The following is a 17,956-nucleotide window of genomic DNA, read 5'->3' as shown; positions in this document are numbered from 1 at the left end:
GACGGACGCCGCAGGCGGTCCGGTTCGGCCTCGCGCAGCACCTCGCGCGTCACCGGTGCGATCTCACCCTGGCCGAACAGGAAGAACCGCAGGAACTGGGCGAACGGGTTGCCCTCGGTCCACTCGAAGTAGATGTGCGGCTGCTGCCCGGTCAGGTCGCGCACCTGCAGCAGCAGGGCGGCCAGCGCGTTGGGCACGCTGGAGCTCTCCAGCGACAGCACCCGGTAGCGATCGTGCAGCACCTCGCCGCGCACGGTCAGTTCGGCCTCGAAGTCCGACGGGTCGAGCACGGTGACCTCGACGAAGACCAGGTCGTCCTCGGGCGGGATGTCGTTGTCGGTGCGGATCTGGCGGATCTTGTCGCGGTACTCGGCGAGGTCCCGGCTGTTCGGCTCGTTGGCGATCAGCCGCAGCGGGCGGTGCATGTAGTCCCGGACGAACCGTTCCGCGACGTCGTCCAGCACCACGTCGGTGACGCGTAGTTCGAAGGCCCGCTTCAGCCGGGAGAGGAAGGAGAGCAGCATGATGCCCGCGATGAAGCAGGCACCGATCTTGACGCCGTCCGGCCGCTCGGCGATGTTGACCGCCGTGGTGTAGAGGAACACCGCGGCGATCACGGCGAAGCCGGCCCGCCAGCGGCGCTGTCCGGCCTTGTGGGCGGCGATGGTGACGGCGATCGCGGCGGAGCTGATCAGGACCAGGACACCGGTGGCGTAGGCGCCGCCTTGGGCGTCCACGTTGGCGTCGAAGAGCCAGGTGACCAGGAAGGCGATCAGGGTGAGCACGATGACGGTGGGCCGCACGGCGCGCGCCCAGTGCGGGGCCATGCCGTAGCGGGGCAGGTAGCGCGGCATCAGGTTGAGCAGCCCGGCCATCGCGGAGGCGCCGGCGAACCAGAGGATGGCGATGGTGGACAGGTCGTAGACGCTGCCGAAGGCGCTGCCGAGGTACTCGTGGGCGAGGTAGGCGAGCGCGCGCCCGTTGGCCGCGCCGCCCGGCTCGAAAGCGGCGGGCGGGATGAGCAGCGTGGTGATGAAACTGGTCGCGATCAGGAAGCAGCTCATGATCGCGGCGGCGGTGGTGAGCAGCTTGCGGGCGCCCCGGATCCGGCCGGTCGGCTTCTCCTCGGTGTCGTCGGGGTCGCCCTCGATGTGCGGCATCACGGCGACGCCGGTCTCGAAGCCGGAGAGGCCGAGCGCGAGCTTGGGGAAGACGATCAGCGCGACGCCGACGACGGCGAGCGCGTTGCCGTGTTCCGCGAGGAGTGCCGAGGTCCAGTCGCTGAACAGGTGCGGGGCCTTGAGCACGTTGTAGAGCCCGTCGACCACCACGACGACGTTGAGCGCGAGGTAGACCGCGACCAGCACCACGGCCAGGCCGATGGCCTCGCCGAAGCCCTTGAGGAAGACCGCGCCGAGCAGGGCGATCATGATCAGGGTCAGCAGGACCTGCTTGCCGGTCAGCGCGTTGTGCAGGTGCGGGTTCTCCACCAGGTGCGCGCTGGCGTCGGCGGCGGACAGGGTGATGGTGATCATGAAGTCGGTAGCCGCGAAGCCCAGCAGGGTGAGCACGAAGAGCTTGCCCTGCCAGAACGACAGCAGCCGCTCCAGCATCGCGATCGAGCCCTCGCCGTGGGGGCTCTCCTTGGCGACCCGCCGGTAGACCGGGAGCGCGCCGAGCAGGGTGACGATCACCAGCACGACGGTGGCGATCGGCGAGACCAGGCCGGCCGCGAGGGCGGCGATGCCCGGCTGGTAACCGAGCGTGGAGAAGTAGTCGAGGCCGGTCAGGCACATCACCCGCCACCAGCGCTGGCCCTTCACGTGCGGGGCCTGCGCGTGCGGGCCGGGGTGCTGCTTGGCCATGTCCGCCAGGCCTTCGAGCATCCACGCCCGGAACCACCCGCGCCTGGTCCGGGAGGGCACCCCCGGTTCGGCCGAACCCGACGAGACCACGTGCACCCCTGTCCACGAATCGGCCGGCCGCGCGCCGGCCCGGGCCCTCTGCGGCCGCCGGACGGCGGGCCCGGTCAGGCTAGGTGACCCGGTCTCCGCGGCCCGGGACCGCGCGGCGCAACACGCCGCGGTGCGCCCGTACGGCCCCCCGGACGGCGGGCTGCGGGCGGCCGTGTGCGGCGGCCCGGCGCGTTGGCCCGGACGCGGCCGCCGGACGGGGTAAGGATGTCCGCGCGCGTTGACGCTCCGGGTTGACACTCCGGGTCGACGCCCCGGATCGGCACGGGCCGGCCGGCACGACTGCGAACCACAGGGAGGCCGCGGTGACGGTACCGAGCCGGCGGGGGATTCTGGGCCTGGGTCTGATGGCGGCCGCCGCCGCCTCCTGCGGTGCCCGCCAGCCGGAGGCGGCACCGGTCCCGCACCCCTCCGACGGCCGGCCCACCGGCCCCGCCACGGGCGACGGCGGCGCGCAGCGCCCCGGGCCTGCGGACGACCTGAAGGACGAACGGGCCCGGCCCGGCACTCCCGGCTGGGAGATCACCGACCCCGGCCCGGACTCCGCGATCGAGGGCTTCGCCGACCGGGTCAGCGTGCTGCCCGGCGAGCCCTTCGGCCTGCACGTCTCCACCCCCGCCGGCGCCTTCACCGTCTCCGCCTACCGGATGGGCTGGTACGGCGGCGCCCGCGCCCGCCTGGTCTGGCGCCGCGAGCACGTCCCCGGCACCGGGCAGCCCGCGCCGCACGTCGAGCCGACGACGCGCACCGTGCTGACCGGCTGGCAGCGCACCCTCACCGTGGACACCGCCGGCTGGCCCGCGGGCGCCTACCTGCTGCGTCTGGACACCGAGGACGGCTCCGGCCACCGCTACGTCCCGCTCACCGTGCGCTCCGCCACCACCACCGGCCGGACCGTGGTCATGAGCGCCCCGGCGACCTGGCAGGCCTACAACGAGTGGGGCGGGCACAGCCTCTACAACGGCCCCACCGGCGGCCTGGCCACCCGTTCGCTGAAGGTCGTCTTCGACCGGCCGTACGACTACGACCACGGCGCCGGGCTGTTCCTGGTCTACGAGGCGCCGCTGATCGCCCTCGCCGAGCGGCTGGGCCTGCCGCTCGCCTACACCACCGGCATCGACGTGGCCCGCGCGCCGGAGCTGCTGGCCGGCGCCACCACCGTCGTGTCCCTGGGCCACGACGAGTACTGGTCCCCCGAGCAGCGCGCCGGGGTGGTCGCGGCCCGCGACGCCGGGACCAACCTGGCGATCCTGGGCGCCAACTGCTGCTTCCGGCGGGTGCGCTTCGAGCCCACCGACCTCGGCCCGGACCGCACCGTGGTCTGCTACAAGGACGCCTGGGCGCAGGACCCGGGCCACCAGGCGGGCGCCCCGGCGACCACCGACTTCCGCGCGGGCCCGGGCGCCGACCCGGAGAGCTCGATGCTCGGCGTGATCTACGACGGCTACCCGGTGGACGCCCCGTACGTGGTCTCCTCCCCCGGGCACTGGGCCTTCGAGGGGACGGGCGTCGCGGCCGGGGACTCCTTCCCGCACCTGGTCGGCGTCGAGTACGACCGGGTGGACACCGGCTTCCCCACCCCGCGCCCGATCGAGGTGATCGCCCACTCCCCCGTGGTCTGCGAGGGCCGCCCCTCCCACGCCGACACCGCCTACCACACCGTGCCGAGCGGCGCCGGGGTCTTCGCCTCGGGCACGATGCGCTGGGTCGAGACCCTCGACGCCCGGGGCCCCGGCGGCCCGGCCGACCACGGCATCGACGCCCGGGCCGGGGACCTGGTCCGCCGGGTCACCGAGAACGTGCTGCGCACCTTCGCCGCCGGCCCGGCCGCCCTCACCCACCCGGCCCGGGACAACCTGGGCTCCGTCTACGGCCCGGCCTGACCGCCCCGGCGCGGCCGCCCCCGACGGAACGCCGCGGGCATTCTCCGGGCCGGCCGACCGGACCGGGGCGGGCCGCCACCGCGGTCCATCGTGATCGAACGGACTTCCGGCCCACCGTCCGCGGCCGGAGCAGGCCCGCAGCCCCGATACACTCGCACGGTCCAACCAGCGCAGGTCGTCCAGGCAGAACGGACCGGTGCGGCACGGGTGCCGACCGGCGAGGGCACGAGGGAAACAGAACATGGTCGAGGCCTCCCCCAAGGTCGTTGTGGTCGTCCCCACGTACAACGAGCGGGAGAACCTCCCGGTCCTCGCGGGCCTGCTCGCCGAGCTCCCGCTGCCGGACCTGCACCTGCTGGTGGTCGACGACAACTCGCCCGACGGCACCGGCGAGATCGCCGACAAGCTCGCCGCGGACTCCGGCGGCACCGTCGGCGTGCTGCACCGCACCGAGAAGAACGGCCTCGGCCGCGCCTACCTGGCCGGGATGGACCGGGCCCTCGCCGAGGGCGCCGACGTCGTGGTCCAGATGGACGCCGACCTCTCGCACCCGGCCTCCGCGATACCCGAGATGGTGCGGACCCTGCTCACCGACGACACCGGCGTGGTGATCGGCTCCCGCTACGTCACCGGCGGCTCCACCGCCGCCGAGTGGCCCTGGCACCGCAAGGCCCTGTCCGCCTGGGCCAACCTTTACGTCAACACCATCCTCGGTCTGGGCGTCAAGGACGCCACCGCCGGGTTCAAGGCCTGGCGGGCGAGCACCCTGCGCGCCATCGACCTGCCGACCGTGCAGAGCAACGGCTACTCGTTCCAGGTCGAGATGAACTACCGGGCCGTCAAGCGGGGACTGACGATCCGCGAGGTGCCGATCCGCTTCGAGGAGCGGATCGAGGGCGCCTCGAAGATGAGCGTCGGCGTGCAGGTCGAGTCCGCCCTCGCCCCCTGGAAGCTCCGCTTCAACCGCGGCGACTAGGGCTCGGCCGGACAGCGCCTGGCGAGCCGTGTCCGCCGTTCCCACCGGGCGCACGGGTTCATACGGGTGCCGGGCGGGCCGCGGGGCGGTGTGAAGGGCGGTGACGGGGAAGAAGGGCGACATGGCCCTTCTCCCGGAGTCCCTCACGGCCCTGATCCGCCGCAGCGCGCGGGAACCCTTCGTGGTCCAGACCGTACGGGCCACGGTCGCGGCCACCATCGCCTTCGCGGTGGCCACGCAGCTCAGCAGCGAGCCCGCCCCCCTGACGGCGCCGCTGACCGCGCTGCTGGTCGTCCAGGTCACCGTCTACTCGACCCTCAAGACCAGCGTGCGCCGGGTCAACTCGGTGGTCGTCGGGGTCCTGATCGCCATCGGCTTCAGCGCCGTGGTCGGGCTCTCCTGGTGGAGCCTCGGACTGATCATCCTGGCCTCGCTGGTCGTCGGCCGGTTCGTCCGGGTCGAGGAGTTCGTCCAGGAGGTCGCGATCAGCGCGATGCTGATCCTGGGCGTCACCAAACTGGCCTCGCAGGCCTGGGACCGGGTGCTGGAGACGCTCATCGGCGCCGCCGTCGGCCTGCTGTTCAACCTGCTCTTCGCACCGCCGGTCTGGGTGGACACCGCCGGGGAGTCCATCGAGGACCTCGCCCGGCGGGCCCGCCAGCTGCTGCTCGACATCGCCGACGAACTGGGCCGCCCCACCCCGGTCGCCCGGGCCGCCGAGCGGCTGCACGAGGCCCGCCGGCTGGACCAGGCCATCGCCGAGGTGGACGCCGCGCTCCGGCAGGCCGAGGACAGTCTGCGGCTCAACCCGCGGATCAGCGAGGGGCTGCTGTCCCGGCTGGTGCTGCGCACCGGTCTGGACACCCTGGAGATCTGCGTCGTGGTGATCCGGGTGCTGGCCCGCTCGCTGACCGACCTGGCCAAGCGGCGCACGCCCGGCGAACGGCTCTTCCCGCCGGACGTCGCGGTGGGCCTGGAGGAACTGCTGGACCACGTCGGCGGGGCGCTGGTGAGCTTCGCGGTGCTGGTGACCACCCAGGTGAGCAGCAGCGCGGAGGAGGCGGAGACCCGGCTCGCCTCCGAGCTGGCGGCGGCCTGGGTCTGCCGGGAGAACGTCGCCCAGGTGCTGCTGCGCAAGGTGCAGGAGCACCCGGAGGCCTGGCAGTTGCACGGCGCGATGCTGGCCGAGGTGGACCGGATCCTGGACGAGCTGGACCTGGAGCACCGCGGCCGCCGGCTGATGGAGGAGCTGGACCGGGCGTCGGTGGCGAACCGGGAACGCTTCGCGCGGTTCGCCGGGCTGCGCCGCTTCCTCCGCGGCGAGCGGTGGCGGGAGCGGCGCGGGCGGAAGCGGCGGGAGACGACGGGGCGCCCGGCGGCGGAGGCCGGGCGCTGATCCGCGGCGGGGGCCGCCGGCGCGGCGGGGCCGGGGTGGTGTGCTGCGGCGCGGTGTCGAGACTGCGGGGGCGTCGAGGTTGCGGAGGCTTCGCGGTTCAGGGGGCTTGGCGGTTCAGGGGGCTTGGCGGTTCACGGCATCAGCCAGGGCGGCTGCGGGAGCGGGTGGCCGGTCTCCAGGTAGGTCTTGAGGTTGGAGAGCACCGCCGCCCAGCCCCGTTCCGCGTCGGCCCGTTCGGCCTCGTCGGCCAGGTCCTCGTGGGTGACGGTGAGCCGGGTGAGGTCCTGCCAGCCGTCGAGGTCGAAGGTGACCCGGGAGGGCCCGCCGGGGCGCCGCTCGTCGGGGCCGGCCCAGGTGGTGACCAGCCGGTGCGGACGGTCGACCGTCTCGACGGTGCCGGCGACGTCGGCGGTCCCGGAGCCGTCCGTGCGCCGGTGCTCCCAGGGCGCGCCGGGCAGCCAGGTCGAGACGTTGCGGTGGCCCCAGTAGAGGCCGGACTCGTCGGCGTTGGTGAGCGCGTGCCAGACCCGTTCGGGGGTGGCCCGCAGGTAGACGACGGCGCGGTGGGTGGGGGCGGTCACGGCGTCAGTCCCCGGCCGCGTCGAGCAGGGGCTGGATGTCGAGCTTCTGCATCCGCAGCATGGTCGCCACCACGCGGTCGGCCTTGGCCCGGTCCTCACCGCCGATCAGGTCGAGCAGGACGCGCGGCGTGATCTGCCAGGACAGGCCGAAGCGGTCCTTGAGCCAGCCGCACGGGCCGGGCTCGCCGCCGTCGGCGGTGAGCTTGGCCCAGAGTTCGTCGATCTCCCGCTGGTCGTCGCACTCCACCTGGAGCGAGACGGCTTCGGTGAAGGTGAACTGGGGGCCGCCGTTGAGGGCCACGTAGGGCCGGCCGGCGAGTTCGAACTCGACGGTCAGGACCGTGCCGGCCGCGCCGGGGCCGGCCTCGCCGTTGCGGGTGACGCGCGTGATGCGGGAGTCGGGGAGCAGCGAGGTGTAGAGGGCGGCGGCCTCTTCGGCCCGGTCGTCGTACCAGAGGAAGGTGCTGATCTTCTGCATGCGCCCGACGGTAGCGGCGGGGTCCGACGGTCGGGCCGAGCCACGGCCGGGGGTCACCGGTTCGGCGCCCCCGGCCGCGGGGAGGTGGGTCAGTGCACCCAGCCCGCGTAGCGCTGGGTGAAGCGCCGGCCGGTGTGGGCGGTCACGACGACGTCGTAGCGGCCCTGCTTGTCCAGCGGCCAGGCCAGGTCGACCTGCTTGCCCGGCTTGACCCGGACGGTCTGCGCGGTGCCCGCGAAGTCGTTGGGCGCGGCAGTGAAGTCCACGTCGGTCATGCCGTCGTTGGCCAGCTGGAGGGTGAACCGGCCGTTACCGCGCAGGTCGGCGGTGACGATCGGCACGCCGACGTCGTTCTGGCCGTCCTGCCCGTCGCGGACGACGGTGCCGGAGAAGCGGCGGACGAAGCCGTCCGGGCCGTGGACGGTGAAGTCGTAGCGGCCGTTGGTGGCGGCCGCGTCCCAGACGTACCGGGCGGTGGCGCCGGGGGCGACGGTGTACGGCGTGCCCGCGAAGGGGAGCAGGATGTTCGGGTAGACGGTGTAGGGGAAGGCCACCGACCCGTCGTTGGTCATGGTGCAGGTGACCTTGCCGGTCTTCCGGTCCACCTCCGCGTCGGCCCACGGCTGGTACGGCAGCGGGCGGTGCGGGCGCTCGCCGCGCTCCTGGACGGGCATCGACTGGGCGCCGACCGCCGGCAGGACGACGCCGGGCAGCTTGACGCCCGCGTCGGCCTTGGCCATCAGGGCCTTGGTGTCGGGCAGTTTCGGGATCGAGTACTCGGGGGCGGCGAAGTCGAAGCAGCTGGTGAGGTCGCCGCAGACGGCCCGGCGCCAGGCCGAGATGTTGGGCTCGGCCACACCGGTGACGACCTCCATGAAGCGCAGCACCGAGGTGTGGTCGAAGACCTGGGAGTTGACCCAACCGCCGCGCGACCAGGGCGAGATGACCCAGAGCGGGACGCGGTTGCCGAGACCGATGGCGCGCCCGTGGGTGAACTCCTCCGGGGTGTCGGGCTCGGGGGTCGGCGGGACCATGTGGTCGAAGTAGCCGTCGTTCTCGTCGTACATGACCAGGAAGACGGTGTGCCGCCAGACGTCCGGGTTGGACATCAGCGACTGCAGCGCCTGGTCGACCCAGTGCGCGCCGTAGGCCGGGCCGGCCTCCGGGTGCTCGGAGAACAGGTAGGGCGCGACGAGCCAGGAGACGGTCGGCAGGGTGCCGTCCTTGCAGTGGCGGTCGAAGTCGGCCGGGTCGAACTTGGTCATCGCGTTGACGTAGCGCGGGTCGTCGGGCCCGAACGCGTGGAACTGCTTGAAGTAGGAGAGCGCGTTGTCGTCGTAGTCGCCGGTGCGGTCGTCCTTGCTGGGGTTGTGGTAGACGCGCCAGGTGACGCCGGCCGCCTGCAGGCGCTCGGCGTAGGTGGTCCAGTCGGCGACGGGGTTGTCGGTGACCGGGGTGTTGTCGATCCACGGGCCGGTGGTGCCGTCGCGGCCGGGGCCGGAGGTGCCGGTCCACAGGTAGAGGCGGTTGGGGTCGGTGGGGCCGGCCAGGGAGGTGAAGTAGGCGTCGCAGACGGTGAACGCGTCGGCGAGGGCGAACTGGTAGGGGATGTCGTCCCGGGTGAAGTAGCCCATGGTGCGCTCGCCCTTGGCGGCGACCCACTTGTTCATCGCGCCGTTGTTGATGGCCTGGTGGCCGGTCGCCCAGTCGTGCGGGAGGCCGCCGGCGTTCTGCGCGTTGTACTTGTCGGTGTCCATCCGGTACGGCAGCATCGCGCCACCGTCGCTGCGCCGGCTGTCGGGCTGGCGGAACACGTCGGTGCCGTCCGGGAACTGCAGCGCCTGCTTGTCGCCGAAGCCGCGGACGCCGGCGAGGGTGCCGAAGTAGTGGTCGAAGGAACGGTTCTCCTGCATCAGGACGACGACGTGCTTGACGTCCTTGACGGTGCCGGTGAGCGGGGCGGCTGCGGTGGTGCCGGGCGCGGGGGCCGGGGCGGCCTCGGCCGGCGCGCCGGCCAGACCGGTCAGGGCGGTGGCGCCGGCCGCGGCGGTGGCGCCGACGAAGGTACGGCGGGAGAGCTCGGGCATGACGAACTGGCCTCTCGGGGCTGTGGGTCTCAGAGCTGGAAGGTGGCGACGGCGGCGGCGGTGTCGGACGGCCACTCGTTGCCGGCCGCGTTCGGCTCGGGCTGCGGCCAGTCGGCGACCAGGGTGTGCGCCTCCACCAGCTTCAGCGGGCCGGCGTACTGCACGTAGTCGATCCGGTCCTGCGGCTCCGGCCGGTCGCCGCGCCGCTTGCGGGTGGGCGACCAGGTGACGCCCGGGGCCTTGGCCGGGTCGCGGTTCTCCTCGCGGAAGGTGTCGGTCAGTCCGGCGGCCTGCAGCGCCACGGTGACCGGCCAGTCGAGCGGGCCGACCCCACCGTGCGCGGCGGCGGTGGCGGCCGTCCAGTCCAGGTGGGAGGGCGAGGCGAGCGCGCCGGCCAGGACGACCGGGACGCCCCGGGCGGCGTCCGCGCGCACGGCGGCGGCGAGCGCCTTGGCCTGCTTCAGCCGCAGCGAGCCGTTCTCGGCGGCCACGGCCTGGGCGGCGGTGCCGCCGTCCTGCACCGCGTACGGGCCGTAGCCCGCCTCGTCCAGGTGGGCGGCCCAGAAGCGGACGGCACGGCCGCCGGGCAGCTGGAGGGTGGCCGCGGCGGCGGGCAGGTCGGCGGTCGGCGGGGTGACGTCGGCGAGCGGGTGGCGGCTGAGGATGCCGACGCTGCCGGGGCTCTGGTAGGCGTACCAGCCGAGGGCGTCGGCCAGGGTCCTGGCGCGCTCCCCCGCTGTCTCCTGGAGGGCCAGCACGTCCAGGCCCTGGGCGAGGACCACGCGCAGCTGCTTCTCCAGCGCGTCGGTGTAGGCCGCGCCCGCGTTGTGCAGGTTCCAACTGGCGGCCTTGAGGCGGGGCTTGGCCGCCGGGTCGACGACGGGTACCAGCACGGTGACGGTGTCCACGGCGCCCGCGCCGTCCTTGACGCCGACGACGACCACCTCGGGGTTCCTGCCCGTGGTGGCGGGCGCGGTGCCGGTGAGCGTGCCGTCGGCGCTGACGGACGCCCAGGCCGGGCCGCTGACCTTGCGGAAGGTCGCGGAGCCGGGCACGTTGCCGGCCGGGCGGGACCAGAGGCCGCCGAGCTTGACCTGCACGGCGGCGCCCGGGGCAACCGGCGTGGCGGTGAGGGCGTCGACGGCGGCGTGCGGGCGGACGACCGCGGGCTTGGGGCGGAAACTGAACGGGGCGGTCCGGGCGAGGATGCCGTAGCCGTCCTTGGCGAGCAGGTAGGCGGTGTACGGGCCGCCGGTCAGCGCGGAGGTGTCGAGCTGGACGTCACCGGCGGCGTCCGGGGTGTACTTCCACAACAGCGAGGAGCCGGTACCGGGCTGACGGCTGCCGTCGTAGATGCCGACCCAGTTCTTGGCGTCGGGGGCGTCGGTGCTCCAGTGGAAGGTGAGCCGGTCGCCTTCGGTGGGGTCGGAGGATGAGGTGAGGGTCAGGGCGCTGCCTGCGGCCACGATTGTCCTGTCCGCCGCACCCGGGGCCCGGTCCGCCGGGGGACGGTTCACGGGGTCGGGTACGGCTGGTCACGGAGTCAGGGAGGGAGGGTTCACCGCGGTCGGCTGTACGGGCAGTTGCGGGCTGTCCGCACAGTTGGCTGTACAACTGCGGGCGGCCTCATTCACCCGGAAGCCAGCGACCGGGACATGAACGATGCGTGACGGGTCATCGGGCGGCACGGGAACTTCAGCGGGCATGCGAAGAGGGCCGCGACGGATGAACCGTCGCGACCCTCCGGTACGTGCAACCAGGCTCGTTCGCGCCTCTCGGAGGACTCGCCGAGCCAGGCCGCCGGGGCAGGGCGTCAGGGCAGGGCAGGGCAGAGCGAGCCAGCGCGTCAGGCCAGGGCGAGGAACAGCTTCTCCAGCTCGGCCTCGCTCATCGGCGGGGCCTCCTCGTCGGCGACGGCCATGCACTGGCGCATGCCGCTGGCGACGATCTTGAACCCGGCCCGGTCAAGGGCGCGCGAGACGGCGGCGAGCTGGGTGACCACGTCCTTGCAGTCCCGGCCCGCCTCGATCATCGCGATCACTCCGGCCAACTGGCCCTGGGCACGACGCAGCCGGTTCAGGACCGCGCCGACCGCTTCCTCGTCCACCTGCATGTCGGGGCCGCCTTTCACATCGACTGTCGATGGACAAGTGTACCCGGTGGGGTATTCATTCCCCGGTGGACCGAGGCCGTGGCGACCGCACCACCCCGCGACCCCTCAGCGACGGGCGAGGCGGCGCTCGCCACCGGCGCCGGTCGCGTACGGAAGCTCGTAGTGCGCGAACACCGCGGGCTCGTCCTCGGCGGGCAGGACGTCGTCGGTGCCGATCGCCGGCGCCTGCTTGACCCGGTTCCGCCCGTACGCCACCCGGACGTAGTCCGGCCCGACCACGGCCCCCTCCAGCGGGACGAACACCAGGCGGCGGCGCCCGGCCCAGCCGACCGTCACGGTGGCGAAGAACGCCTCGTCGCTGACCGTCTCGACGTAGACGGACTCCAGCGAGCCGATGCGGCGGCTCTTCTGGTCGACCACGGAGTGGCCGCGCCACTCGCGGATGTCTGCCATTGCGATCACCACGGCCCGGACCTCCCGTCGCCCGATGTGTCACTGCCCCGAGGCTCCCATCCTCCGCCGGGACGGGCAGGGCCGCGCGGTGGGACGCGGGTGTGCGCGGCGACGGCGACGCGCGACGGCGGCGAGCGGCGGGTGCGAGCGGCGCCCGGGGCCTCGTGACGTCGGCGGTGCGCCCGTCCGGTGCCGCCCGCATGCCCCCCCGAGGCCGGGTGGGGCGCACGGGGCGACGAAAAGGACATACGGGGGCGACCCGACCTACCGGTACCGGCGCCTTGACCCGGCCTTTAGGCTGTCCGCCAGCAAGGCCGTGAGTAGATCATCAGACTTTTGCGGGCAGAGTGTCCGGGCGAAGGGCGGCAGCCGTGGGATACGAGGACATGTGGGCACCCGGCGGGGCCGGAGCCGCGGCCGACCTGCGGCCCGACATCCCGCACCCGGCCCGGATGTACGACTACTACCTCGGCGGGAAGGACAACTTCCCCGCAGACCGCGCCGCCGCCGAGAAGGCCCTCGCCGCCAACCCCGAGTTCCGGTCCACCGCCCGCGCCAACCGGGGCTTCCTGACCCGCGCCGTGCGCTGCGTCGCCGACCTCGGCACCGACCAGTTCCTCGACATCGGCACCGGCATCCCGACGGCCGGCAACACCCACGAGATCGCCCAGGCCGCCGACCCGGACGCCCGCGTCGTCTACGTCGACAACGACCCGATCGTGCTCAGCCACGCCCGCGCCCTGATGGCCGGCGCGGGCCACGGCCGCACCACCGTCATCCAGGCCGACCTGCGACAGCCCGAGCCCCTGCTGGACGCCGTTCGCGCCGCGGACCTCCTCGACTTCTCGCGCCCCGTCGGCCTCGTCCTCGCCGCCGTCCTCCACTTCCTGCGCGACGAGGACGAGCCGTACCGGGCCGTCGCCACCCTGCTGGACGCCCTGCCCTCCGGCAGCCACCTCGTCCTCTCCCACGGCACCGCCGACTTCATCCCGGCCGCGGTCCGCGACCGCGTCACCGGTGTCTACGACAAGGCCACCGCCCCGCTGGTCGGCCGCAGCCGGGCCGAGGTGCACGCCTTCTTCGACGGCCTCGACCTCCTCGACCCGGGCGTGGTCACCGTCCCGCTCTGGCGCCCCGACACTCCCCCGACCGCGGGCGCCGAGCGCGTGAGCATGTACGGAGCGGTGGCCCGCAAGCCCTGAGCCGTGACCCATGAGGCGTGTGGCCTGCCCGGCCACCGGCGGCAGTCTCGGCCTCGGACACCCCGCATCGGCCCCCACCCGGGGCACCGAACACCCCGGGTGGCTGCGCGGGAAGTCGAACCTGCCGACTTCCTGCGCGGCCACCGACACGACCGTGAGTGGCAGAAGCTACCGGAGCTCGTGCGCCGCGAGAGCATCGACTCGGCTCGCTACGTTTGCGGCCACACCGCGCCGCAAGGTCGTTGGACGATGCTTCAGCCGTCTCTGCAGGACCATCAGATCTCAAGGAGCAGCGATGAAGCGCACGTTGATCGGCCGTCTCGTCATCACCACGGTCGCGACCGCTGCCCTCGCCGCCGCGGGCCTGGCGATCACCTCGGCCGCCGCGGTCCGGGGCACCGCGTCGTCGCAGGTCGTGGCCGGCGACCACTTCATCCTCACCGTCGTGAACGCGAAGTGAGTCGCGTCGGCCGCACGCACCGACCGTAGGGTCGACCGAGCCCCGCCCGCACCGACGACGGCCCTCCGGGTCGCCCTCCCGCGGGCGGGGCTCCGCGTACCGGCGGCCCGGCGAACCCGCATCCTGGTGCCCCAGGCGTTCCGGCGTCCGCCCGAAGCACTCGACCGGCGAAGAGGCGGCGCAGCACCGGCCCGAGGAGGTCCGCGTGCGGGCCGGGGAGGGCGGCGGCCTCGGTCTGCGAGCCGATCAGGGCGATCCGGTCGAACTCGGGCTCCGCGCCGAGTGACCGATGGGCGGCGCACAACTCCGTGTGGCGCGCGGCCGGTTCCCGGCCGGCACGGGCGGGGCGAGGTGGAGCACGCCGACGCTGCCGTGCTCGCTGCGGACGAGCGGCCAGCGGGTGAGGGGTTCCCGGGGCGTGGACACGCCCGTCTCCTCGACGAGTTCCCGGGCGGCGTGGCGGCGCAGCGCGGGCGGGTCGAGGGGTTCGCCGAGCGGGGCGGTTCGACGCAGCCGCCGGGCAGGCCCCAGCAGCCGGGGCAGGCGGTCGGACCTGCCATCCGGCCACCCGGCCAGTCCGGCCAGTCCGGCCAGTCCGGCCAATCGGGCCAGTCCGGCCGACCAGGATCCGGCCGTCGTCGGCGAGTTGGACGACGGCGACGTACAACGAGCCCACCCGGCTGGTGGCGCCCGGGACGAGGCGCGGGGCGAAGCGGCGGTAGCCGATCCGCGCCCAGTGCCCGGCGAGCGTGTCGGGCCGTCCTGCACGAGACCGGTGCAGGCGGCGACCGGGCCGCCGAAGAGCCCGGTGCCGGCCCGGACGAGCTGCCGCCCGGGCACGGTCCATCGCGGCCCGCTCGGTCTCGGGGAGGGGCGGTGCGGGGGTTTCGAGCGGACGGATGCCGGCGGTTTCGAGGAGTTGGACGTCGACGGCCTCGGTCGTCCTGGCCGCGGGCTTCAGGTCTTCGGCCGTCCCGCCATGACGGCAGGGCCCCGGGTTCGTCGACGGTCGACCGGAATTGTCATGACCGGACGGCGAGTTCACGAATCGGGGCGGAGAAATCCGGTTGGCGCGCGATTCGCCGAATCGTGGGCGAATTGATCGGCCGGGCGGGAAATGCCGCTCCGGGTGCACGCGTCGACGTGTGCACCCGGAGCGTGGACGTCCTGCGGTCAGAGGCCGACCTGGATCTCGGCGCGGTGCCGGATGTACTCGTCGGGGTGCGAGCGGGCGATCGCGACCGCCGCCTCGACCAGGCCGTGCAGCTCCGCCGGGTAGGCGCGGAGCACGAGCGGGAGGCCGGGGAGGATGCAGCGGCGGACGTCCAGGTCCTGGTTGGCCACGAACTCCCGCAGCGCGGTCTCGTACCAGGTGTCCCGCACGCTCGCGCCTTCGTCGGCGGCGGCGCCGTTGCTGCCGTCCCCGACCGACAGGGCCGTCCAGTACCAGGCCCGCGCGGCTCCCGCCCGCTCCGGGTTGGTGCCGGTACGGAGGTAACCCAGCAGGGCGAGGCGGACCCGGCGCTGCCCGAAGGCGAGCAGGGCGGGCTCGACGAAGCGCCGATTGAAGCTCGGGTTGGGGTCGTGGACCGCCGCCTCCAGCAGTGCCTCGAAGTACTCCTCTGGCAGCTGGGACCGTCCGGCTACCGCCTTGTGGACCTCCCATCGAGCCGAACTCTGGTAGTCGGGTCCAGGTGCGACCTCGGCCCCGAGCAGGCGGAGCAGACGCGCGAGCCGAGTGTCGAACGCCTGCGATTCGTCCGCCGTACGCCCGGGCAACGGCTGGAGAATCCGCACCTCGCCTGCCGTGTCCTTGGTTTCCACGAACATCCTCCTCATTCTGAGTCATCGGCAGACTACTCGCCGATACACCAGTTCGGAGGCGGTTTTCGGCCAGGCCAGGAACTTGATCGCTTTCCAGCGCGGAAATATGACGAACCCTCAGTCCACAATCGGCCCAAATGGCGCGAGTCGGCCGGTCCTGCCCGACCTCGGGTACACCCCCGTACGGTCCGGGTCGCCCCGGTACCGGCCGCCGTCGCGGTCAGGACGGGCGGCCGGGCGGGACCAGGCCGGACTGGTAGGCGATCGCTACGAGTTGGGCGCGGTCCCGGGCGTCGAGCTTGGACATCGCCCGGTGCACGTGGGTGCGGACGGTGAAGGGGCTGACGAACATCCGCTCCGCGATCTCCTCGTTGGTGAGGCCGGTGGCGGCCATCGACATCACCTCGCGCTCGCGGGCGGTGAGGACGGCCAGCCGCTCGCTCGCCGCACCGTCGGCGCCGCGGTCGGGCTGGGCCAGGAGCCGGTCGATCACGGCCCGGGTCGCGGCGGGCGAGAGCAAGGCGTCGCCGGCCGCCACGGTGCGCACGGCGGCGAGCAGTTCCTTCGGGTCGGCGCCCTTGCCGAGGAAGCCGCCGGCGCCCGCGCGCAGCGCCTGGGCGACGTACTCGTCGATCTCGAAGGTGGTGAGGATGAGCACCCGGGTGCCGGAGAGCTCCTCGTCCCCGCAGATCGCGGCGGTGGCGCCGAGGCCGTCGGCACCGGGCATCCGGATGTCCATCAGCACGACGTCGGGCCTGGTGGCCCGGGCGAGCTCGACGGCCTCGCGCCCGTCGGCGGCCTCGCCGACCACCTCCATGTCCTCCTCCGCGTCGATCAGCATCCGGAAGGCTCCGCGCAGCAGTGCCTGGTCGTCGGCGAGCAGTACCCGGATGGTCATGCGTGGTCCCTGTCCTCTCGGGCGGCGCGGGCCGGCCGGGCGGCGCGGTCCGGTCCTTCGGCTTCGTGCGTACGGGCGGCGCGCGCCGTACGGGGGCCGCCCAGTGAGGGGAGGCCGGTGCCCCGAACGGCGTGATCTTGTCCCCCGGCCCCTGCCCCGGCCCGGTGCTCGGTCCCGGGCCCGTCGACCGCGCCCGAGCGGGCGGGGCCGTCGTCACGGGCGCCGGTGCGCAGCGGCAGCTCGGCGGTGACCAGGTAGCCGCCGTCGGACCGCGGGTCGGCGCTGAGCCGGCCGCCGACCGCGCCGGCCCGCTCGCGCATGCCGATCAGGCCGAAGCCGCTCTCGCCCGGGACGGGCTGGGGCAGCGGCGCGGCGCGGGGGCGCCCGGTCGCGGTCGGACGGCCGTTGGCGACGCTGACCGAGACCCGGCTGCCGCTGTAGGCGAGGGTGATCTCGGCGTCGGCGCCGTGCGCGTGCTTGGCAATGTTGGTCAGCGACTCCTGGACGATCCGGAAGGCGGTGAGGTCGACCCCGGGCGACAGCGGCCGGGGCTCGCCCCGGACGGTGAGCCGGACCGGCAGTCCGGCCCGCTCGAAGGAGCCGATCAGTTCGGACAGCCGGTCGAGGCCCGGGGTGGGTTCGAGCGGGGCGGGCTCCTCCGCGCGGCGCAGCAGGCCGACGGTGGCGCGCAGCTCCTGCAGGGCCGAGCCGGTCGCGTCGGTGATGTGGCTGAGTACCTCGCGGGCCTGGACGGGGTGGTTGTCCATGAGGTGCACGGCGATGCCGGCCTGGGCGTTGGCGAGGGCGATGTGGTGGGCGACCACGTCGTGCAGGTCGCGGGCGATCCGGATCCGCTCGTCGGCGACCCGGCGCAGGGCCTCCTCCTCCCGGGTGCGTTCGGCGCGTTCGGCGCGTTCCTCGATGGCCGCGAGGTGGGCGCGGCGGTTGCGGACGGAGTCGCCGATGGCGCCGGGCAGCAGGGCCCAGGCGAGGACGCCGAGGCGTTCGCCGATCGGGCCGCCGGAGCCGAACAGCAGCGATATCCCGGTGAGCAGGACGGCGGTGGCGATCGAGGCGCGCAGCGCGGTGGCGCGGTCGGTGCGCATGGCGAGGAAGTAGAGGGCGAGCAGCAGCGGGGTGGCCAGCGTGGGGGTGAGCCGGGGGCTGGCCCAGGCGAGCGTCATCGTGCAGAGCAGCGTGACCGCGACCACCGCGCGCGGGTGGCGGCGGTGGGCGAACACGGCGGCGGCGGAGACCATCGCGATGACGCCGGTGGTCGGGTCGAACGGGGTGAGGTGGCCGCCGGTCTGGTCGATGGTGGCGCCGAGCGCGGTGACCGTGATCATCGCCGCTCCGCCGACGGCGTCGAGCAGCCGGGGGTGGTCGCGGCGCAGGCGCTGCCAGGTGGTGGTCATGCTCGTGCTCTCCGGGTCGGGGCCCCGGGGGTCGGGGGCCCTGGGGCGGGGTGCCCTGAGGGTCGGGGTGCCCTGGCCGCACCCTCGCCGGGCTCCGCCAGTTCGTGCCGCGCCGCCTCCGTGGGGGCGGCGGGCAGGGGGGGGGGGGGGGGCGCCCGGGGGGGGGCGCCCCCCCCACCCGCAAAGCGCATGGGGGGGGCGCGGGTGGCGTGGAGGC

16 protein-coding genes are annotated in these 17,956 nt (G+C 73.9%); 5 read left to right on the top strand and 11 right to left on the bottom strand.

Features of this window, described 5'->3' with window-relative positions; genetic code table 11:
* Positions 1 to 1,886 (bottom strand): amino acid transporter (locus ACFV04_RS38805; RefSeq protein ID WP_380535711.1); only part of this gene is annotated, 1,886 nt, incomplete at its 3' end.
* Between the two features lie 434 nt (positions 1,887 to 2,320).
* Between ACFV04_RS38805 and ACFV04_RS38800 the strand changes: the two genes are divergently transcribed.
* From ACFV04_RS38800 to ACFV04_RS38790, 3 genes are all read left to right on the top strand, one after another.
* A complete protein-coding gene (locus ACFV04_RS38800; protein ID WP_380535712.1) occupies positions 2,321 to 3,856 on the top strand; it encodes a N,N-dimethylformamidase beta subunit family domain-containing protein in 1,536 nt (511 codons plus the stop codon).
* A gap of 241 nt (positions 3,857 to 4,097) precedes the next feature.
* The gene (locus ACFV04_RS38795) at positions 4,098 to 4,832 is read left to right on the top strand and encodes a polyprenol monophosphomannose synthase (RefSeq protein ID WP_380339556.1); all 735 of its coding nucleotides are present in this window, start codon (positions 4,098 to 4,100) and stop codon (positions 4,830 to 4,832) included.
* Positions 4,833 to 4,953: 121 nt separating this feature from the next.
* The gene (locus tag ACFV04_RS38790) at positions 4,954 to 6,228 is read left to right on the top strand and encodes an aromatic acid exporter family protein (protein ID WP_380339553.1); all 1,275 of its coding nucleotides are present in this window, start codon (positions 4,954 to 4,956) and stop codon (positions 6,226 to 6,228) included.
* A 131-nt stretch (positions 6,229 to 6,359) separates the two neighbouring features.
* Here ACFV04_RS38790 and ACFV04_RS38785 read toward each other — a convergent pair whose 3' ends face one another.
* The 6 genes from ACFV04_RS38785 to ACFV04_RS38760 all read right to left on the bottom strand — a co-directional run bounded on the left by ACFV04_RS38785 (position 6,360) and on the right by ACFV04_RS38760 (position 11,949).
* A complete protein-coding gene (locus tag ACFV04_RS38785) occupies positions 6,360 to 6,809 on the bottom strand; it encodes an SRPBCC family protein (RefSeq protein ID WP_380339550.1) in 450 nt (149 codons plus the stop codon).
* A 4-nt stretch (positions 6,810 to 6,813) separates the two neighbouring features.
* Positions 6,814 to 7,287 carry a VOC family protein gene (locus ACFV04_RS38780; protein WP_380339547.1) on the bottom strand — a complete coding sequence of 158 codons (474 nt, stop codon included), beginning with the start codon at positions 7,285 to 7,287 and terminating at the stop codon, positions 6,814 to 6,816.
* Between the two features lie 89 nt (positions 7,288 to 7,376).
* A complete protein-coding gene (locus ACFV04_RS38775; protein WP_380339545.1) occupies positions 7,377 to 9,374 on the bottom strand; it encodes a phosphocholine-specific phospholipase C in 1,998 nt (665 codons plus the stop codon).
* Positions 9,375 to 9,403: 29 nt separating this feature from the next.
* Positions 9,404 to 10,840 (bottom strand): endonuclease/exonuclease/phosphatase family protein, encoded by a 1,437-nt coding sequence (locus ACFV04_RS38770; protein WP_380535710.1) that lies wholly within the window; start codon positions 10,838 to 10,840, stop codon positions 9,404 to 9,406.
* A 380-nt stretch (positions 10,841 to 11,220) separates the two neighbouring features.
* Positions 11,221 to 11,487 (bottom strand): metal-sensitive transcriptional regulator, encoded by a 267-nt coding sequence (locus tag ACFV04_RS38765; RefSeq protein WP_360257415.1) that lies wholly within the window; start codon positions 11,485 to 11,487, stop codon positions 11,221 to 11,223.
* Between the two features lie 105 nt (positions 11,488 to 11,592).
* A complete protein-coding gene (locus tag ACFV04_RS38760; protein WP_380339538.1) occupies positions 11,593 to 11,949 on the bottom strand; it encodes a PRC-barrel domain-containing protein in 357 nt (118 codons plus the stop codon).
* A 377-nt stretch (positions 11,950 to 12,326) separates the two neighbouring features.
* Here ACFV04_RS38760 and ACFV04_RS38755 point away from each other — a divergent pair, with 377 nt between their 5' ends.
* Both ACFV04_RS38755 and ACFV04_RS38750 read left to right on the top strand, forming a co-directional pair.
* Positions 12,327 to 13,142, top strand: a complete 816-nt coding sequence (locus ACFV04_RS38755) for an SAM-dependent methyltransferase (RefSeq protein WP_380339901.1) — start codon at positions 12,327 to 12,329, stop codon at positions 13,140 to 13,142.
* 295 nt (positions 13,143 to 13,437) lie between these two features.
* Entirely contained in the window at positions 13,438 to 13,602 is a 165-nt protein-coding gene (locus ACFV04_RS38750) for a hypothetical protein (RefSeq protein ID WP_380535709.1), read from the top strand.
* A gap of 246 nt (positions 13,603 to 13,848) precedes the next feature.
* Here the strand turns inward: ACFV04_RS38750 and ACFV04_RS38745 are convergent, their stop codons facing one another.
* The 4 genes from ACFV04_RS38745 to ACFV04_RS38730 form a co-directional block, all read right to left on the bottom strand.
* The gene (locus ACFV04_RS38745; RefSeq protein WP_380535708.1) at positions 13,849 to 14,205 is read right to left on the bottom strand and encodes a hypothetical protein; all 357 of its coding nucleotides are present in this window, start codon (positions 14,203 to 14,205) and stop codon (positions 13,849 to 13,851) included.
* 570 nt (positions 14,206 to 14,775) lie between these two features.
* Positions 14,776 to 15,432 (bottom strand): hypothetical protein, encoded by a 657-nt coding sequence (locus tag ACFV04_RS38740; protein ID WP_380339532.1) that lies wholly within the window; start codon positions 15,430 to 15,432, stop codon positions 14,776 to 14,778.
* Between the two features lie 214 nt (positions 15,433 to 15,646).
* Positions 15,647 to 16,324, bottom strand: coding sequence for a response regulator (locus ACFV04_RS38735; protein ID WP_380339529.1), 678 nt, complete (start codon positions 16,322 to 16,324; stop codon positions 15,647 to 15,649).
* On the bottom strand, positions 16,321 to 17,739 hold the full coding sequence (locus ACFV04_RS38730; RefSeq protein WP_380535706.1) for a sensor histidine kinase: 1,419 nt from the start codon (positions 17,737 to 17,739) through the stop codon (positions 16,321 to 16,323). The genes ACFV04_RS38735 and ACFV04_RS38730 overlap by 4 nt, the downstream gene beginning before the upstream one ends.
* Positions 17,740 to 17,956: the final 217 nt, after the last annotated feature.

This window comes from Kitasatospora sp. NPDC059599 (assembly GCF_042735125.1).
In the GTDB taxonomy this organism is placed as follows: domain Bacteria; phylum Actinomycetota; class Actinomycetes; order Streptomycetales; family Streptomycetaceae; genus Kitasatospora.
The sequence above is the reverse complement of the archived record's forward strand: the minus strand, read 5'-3'. Positions and strand labels throughout refer to the sequence as shown.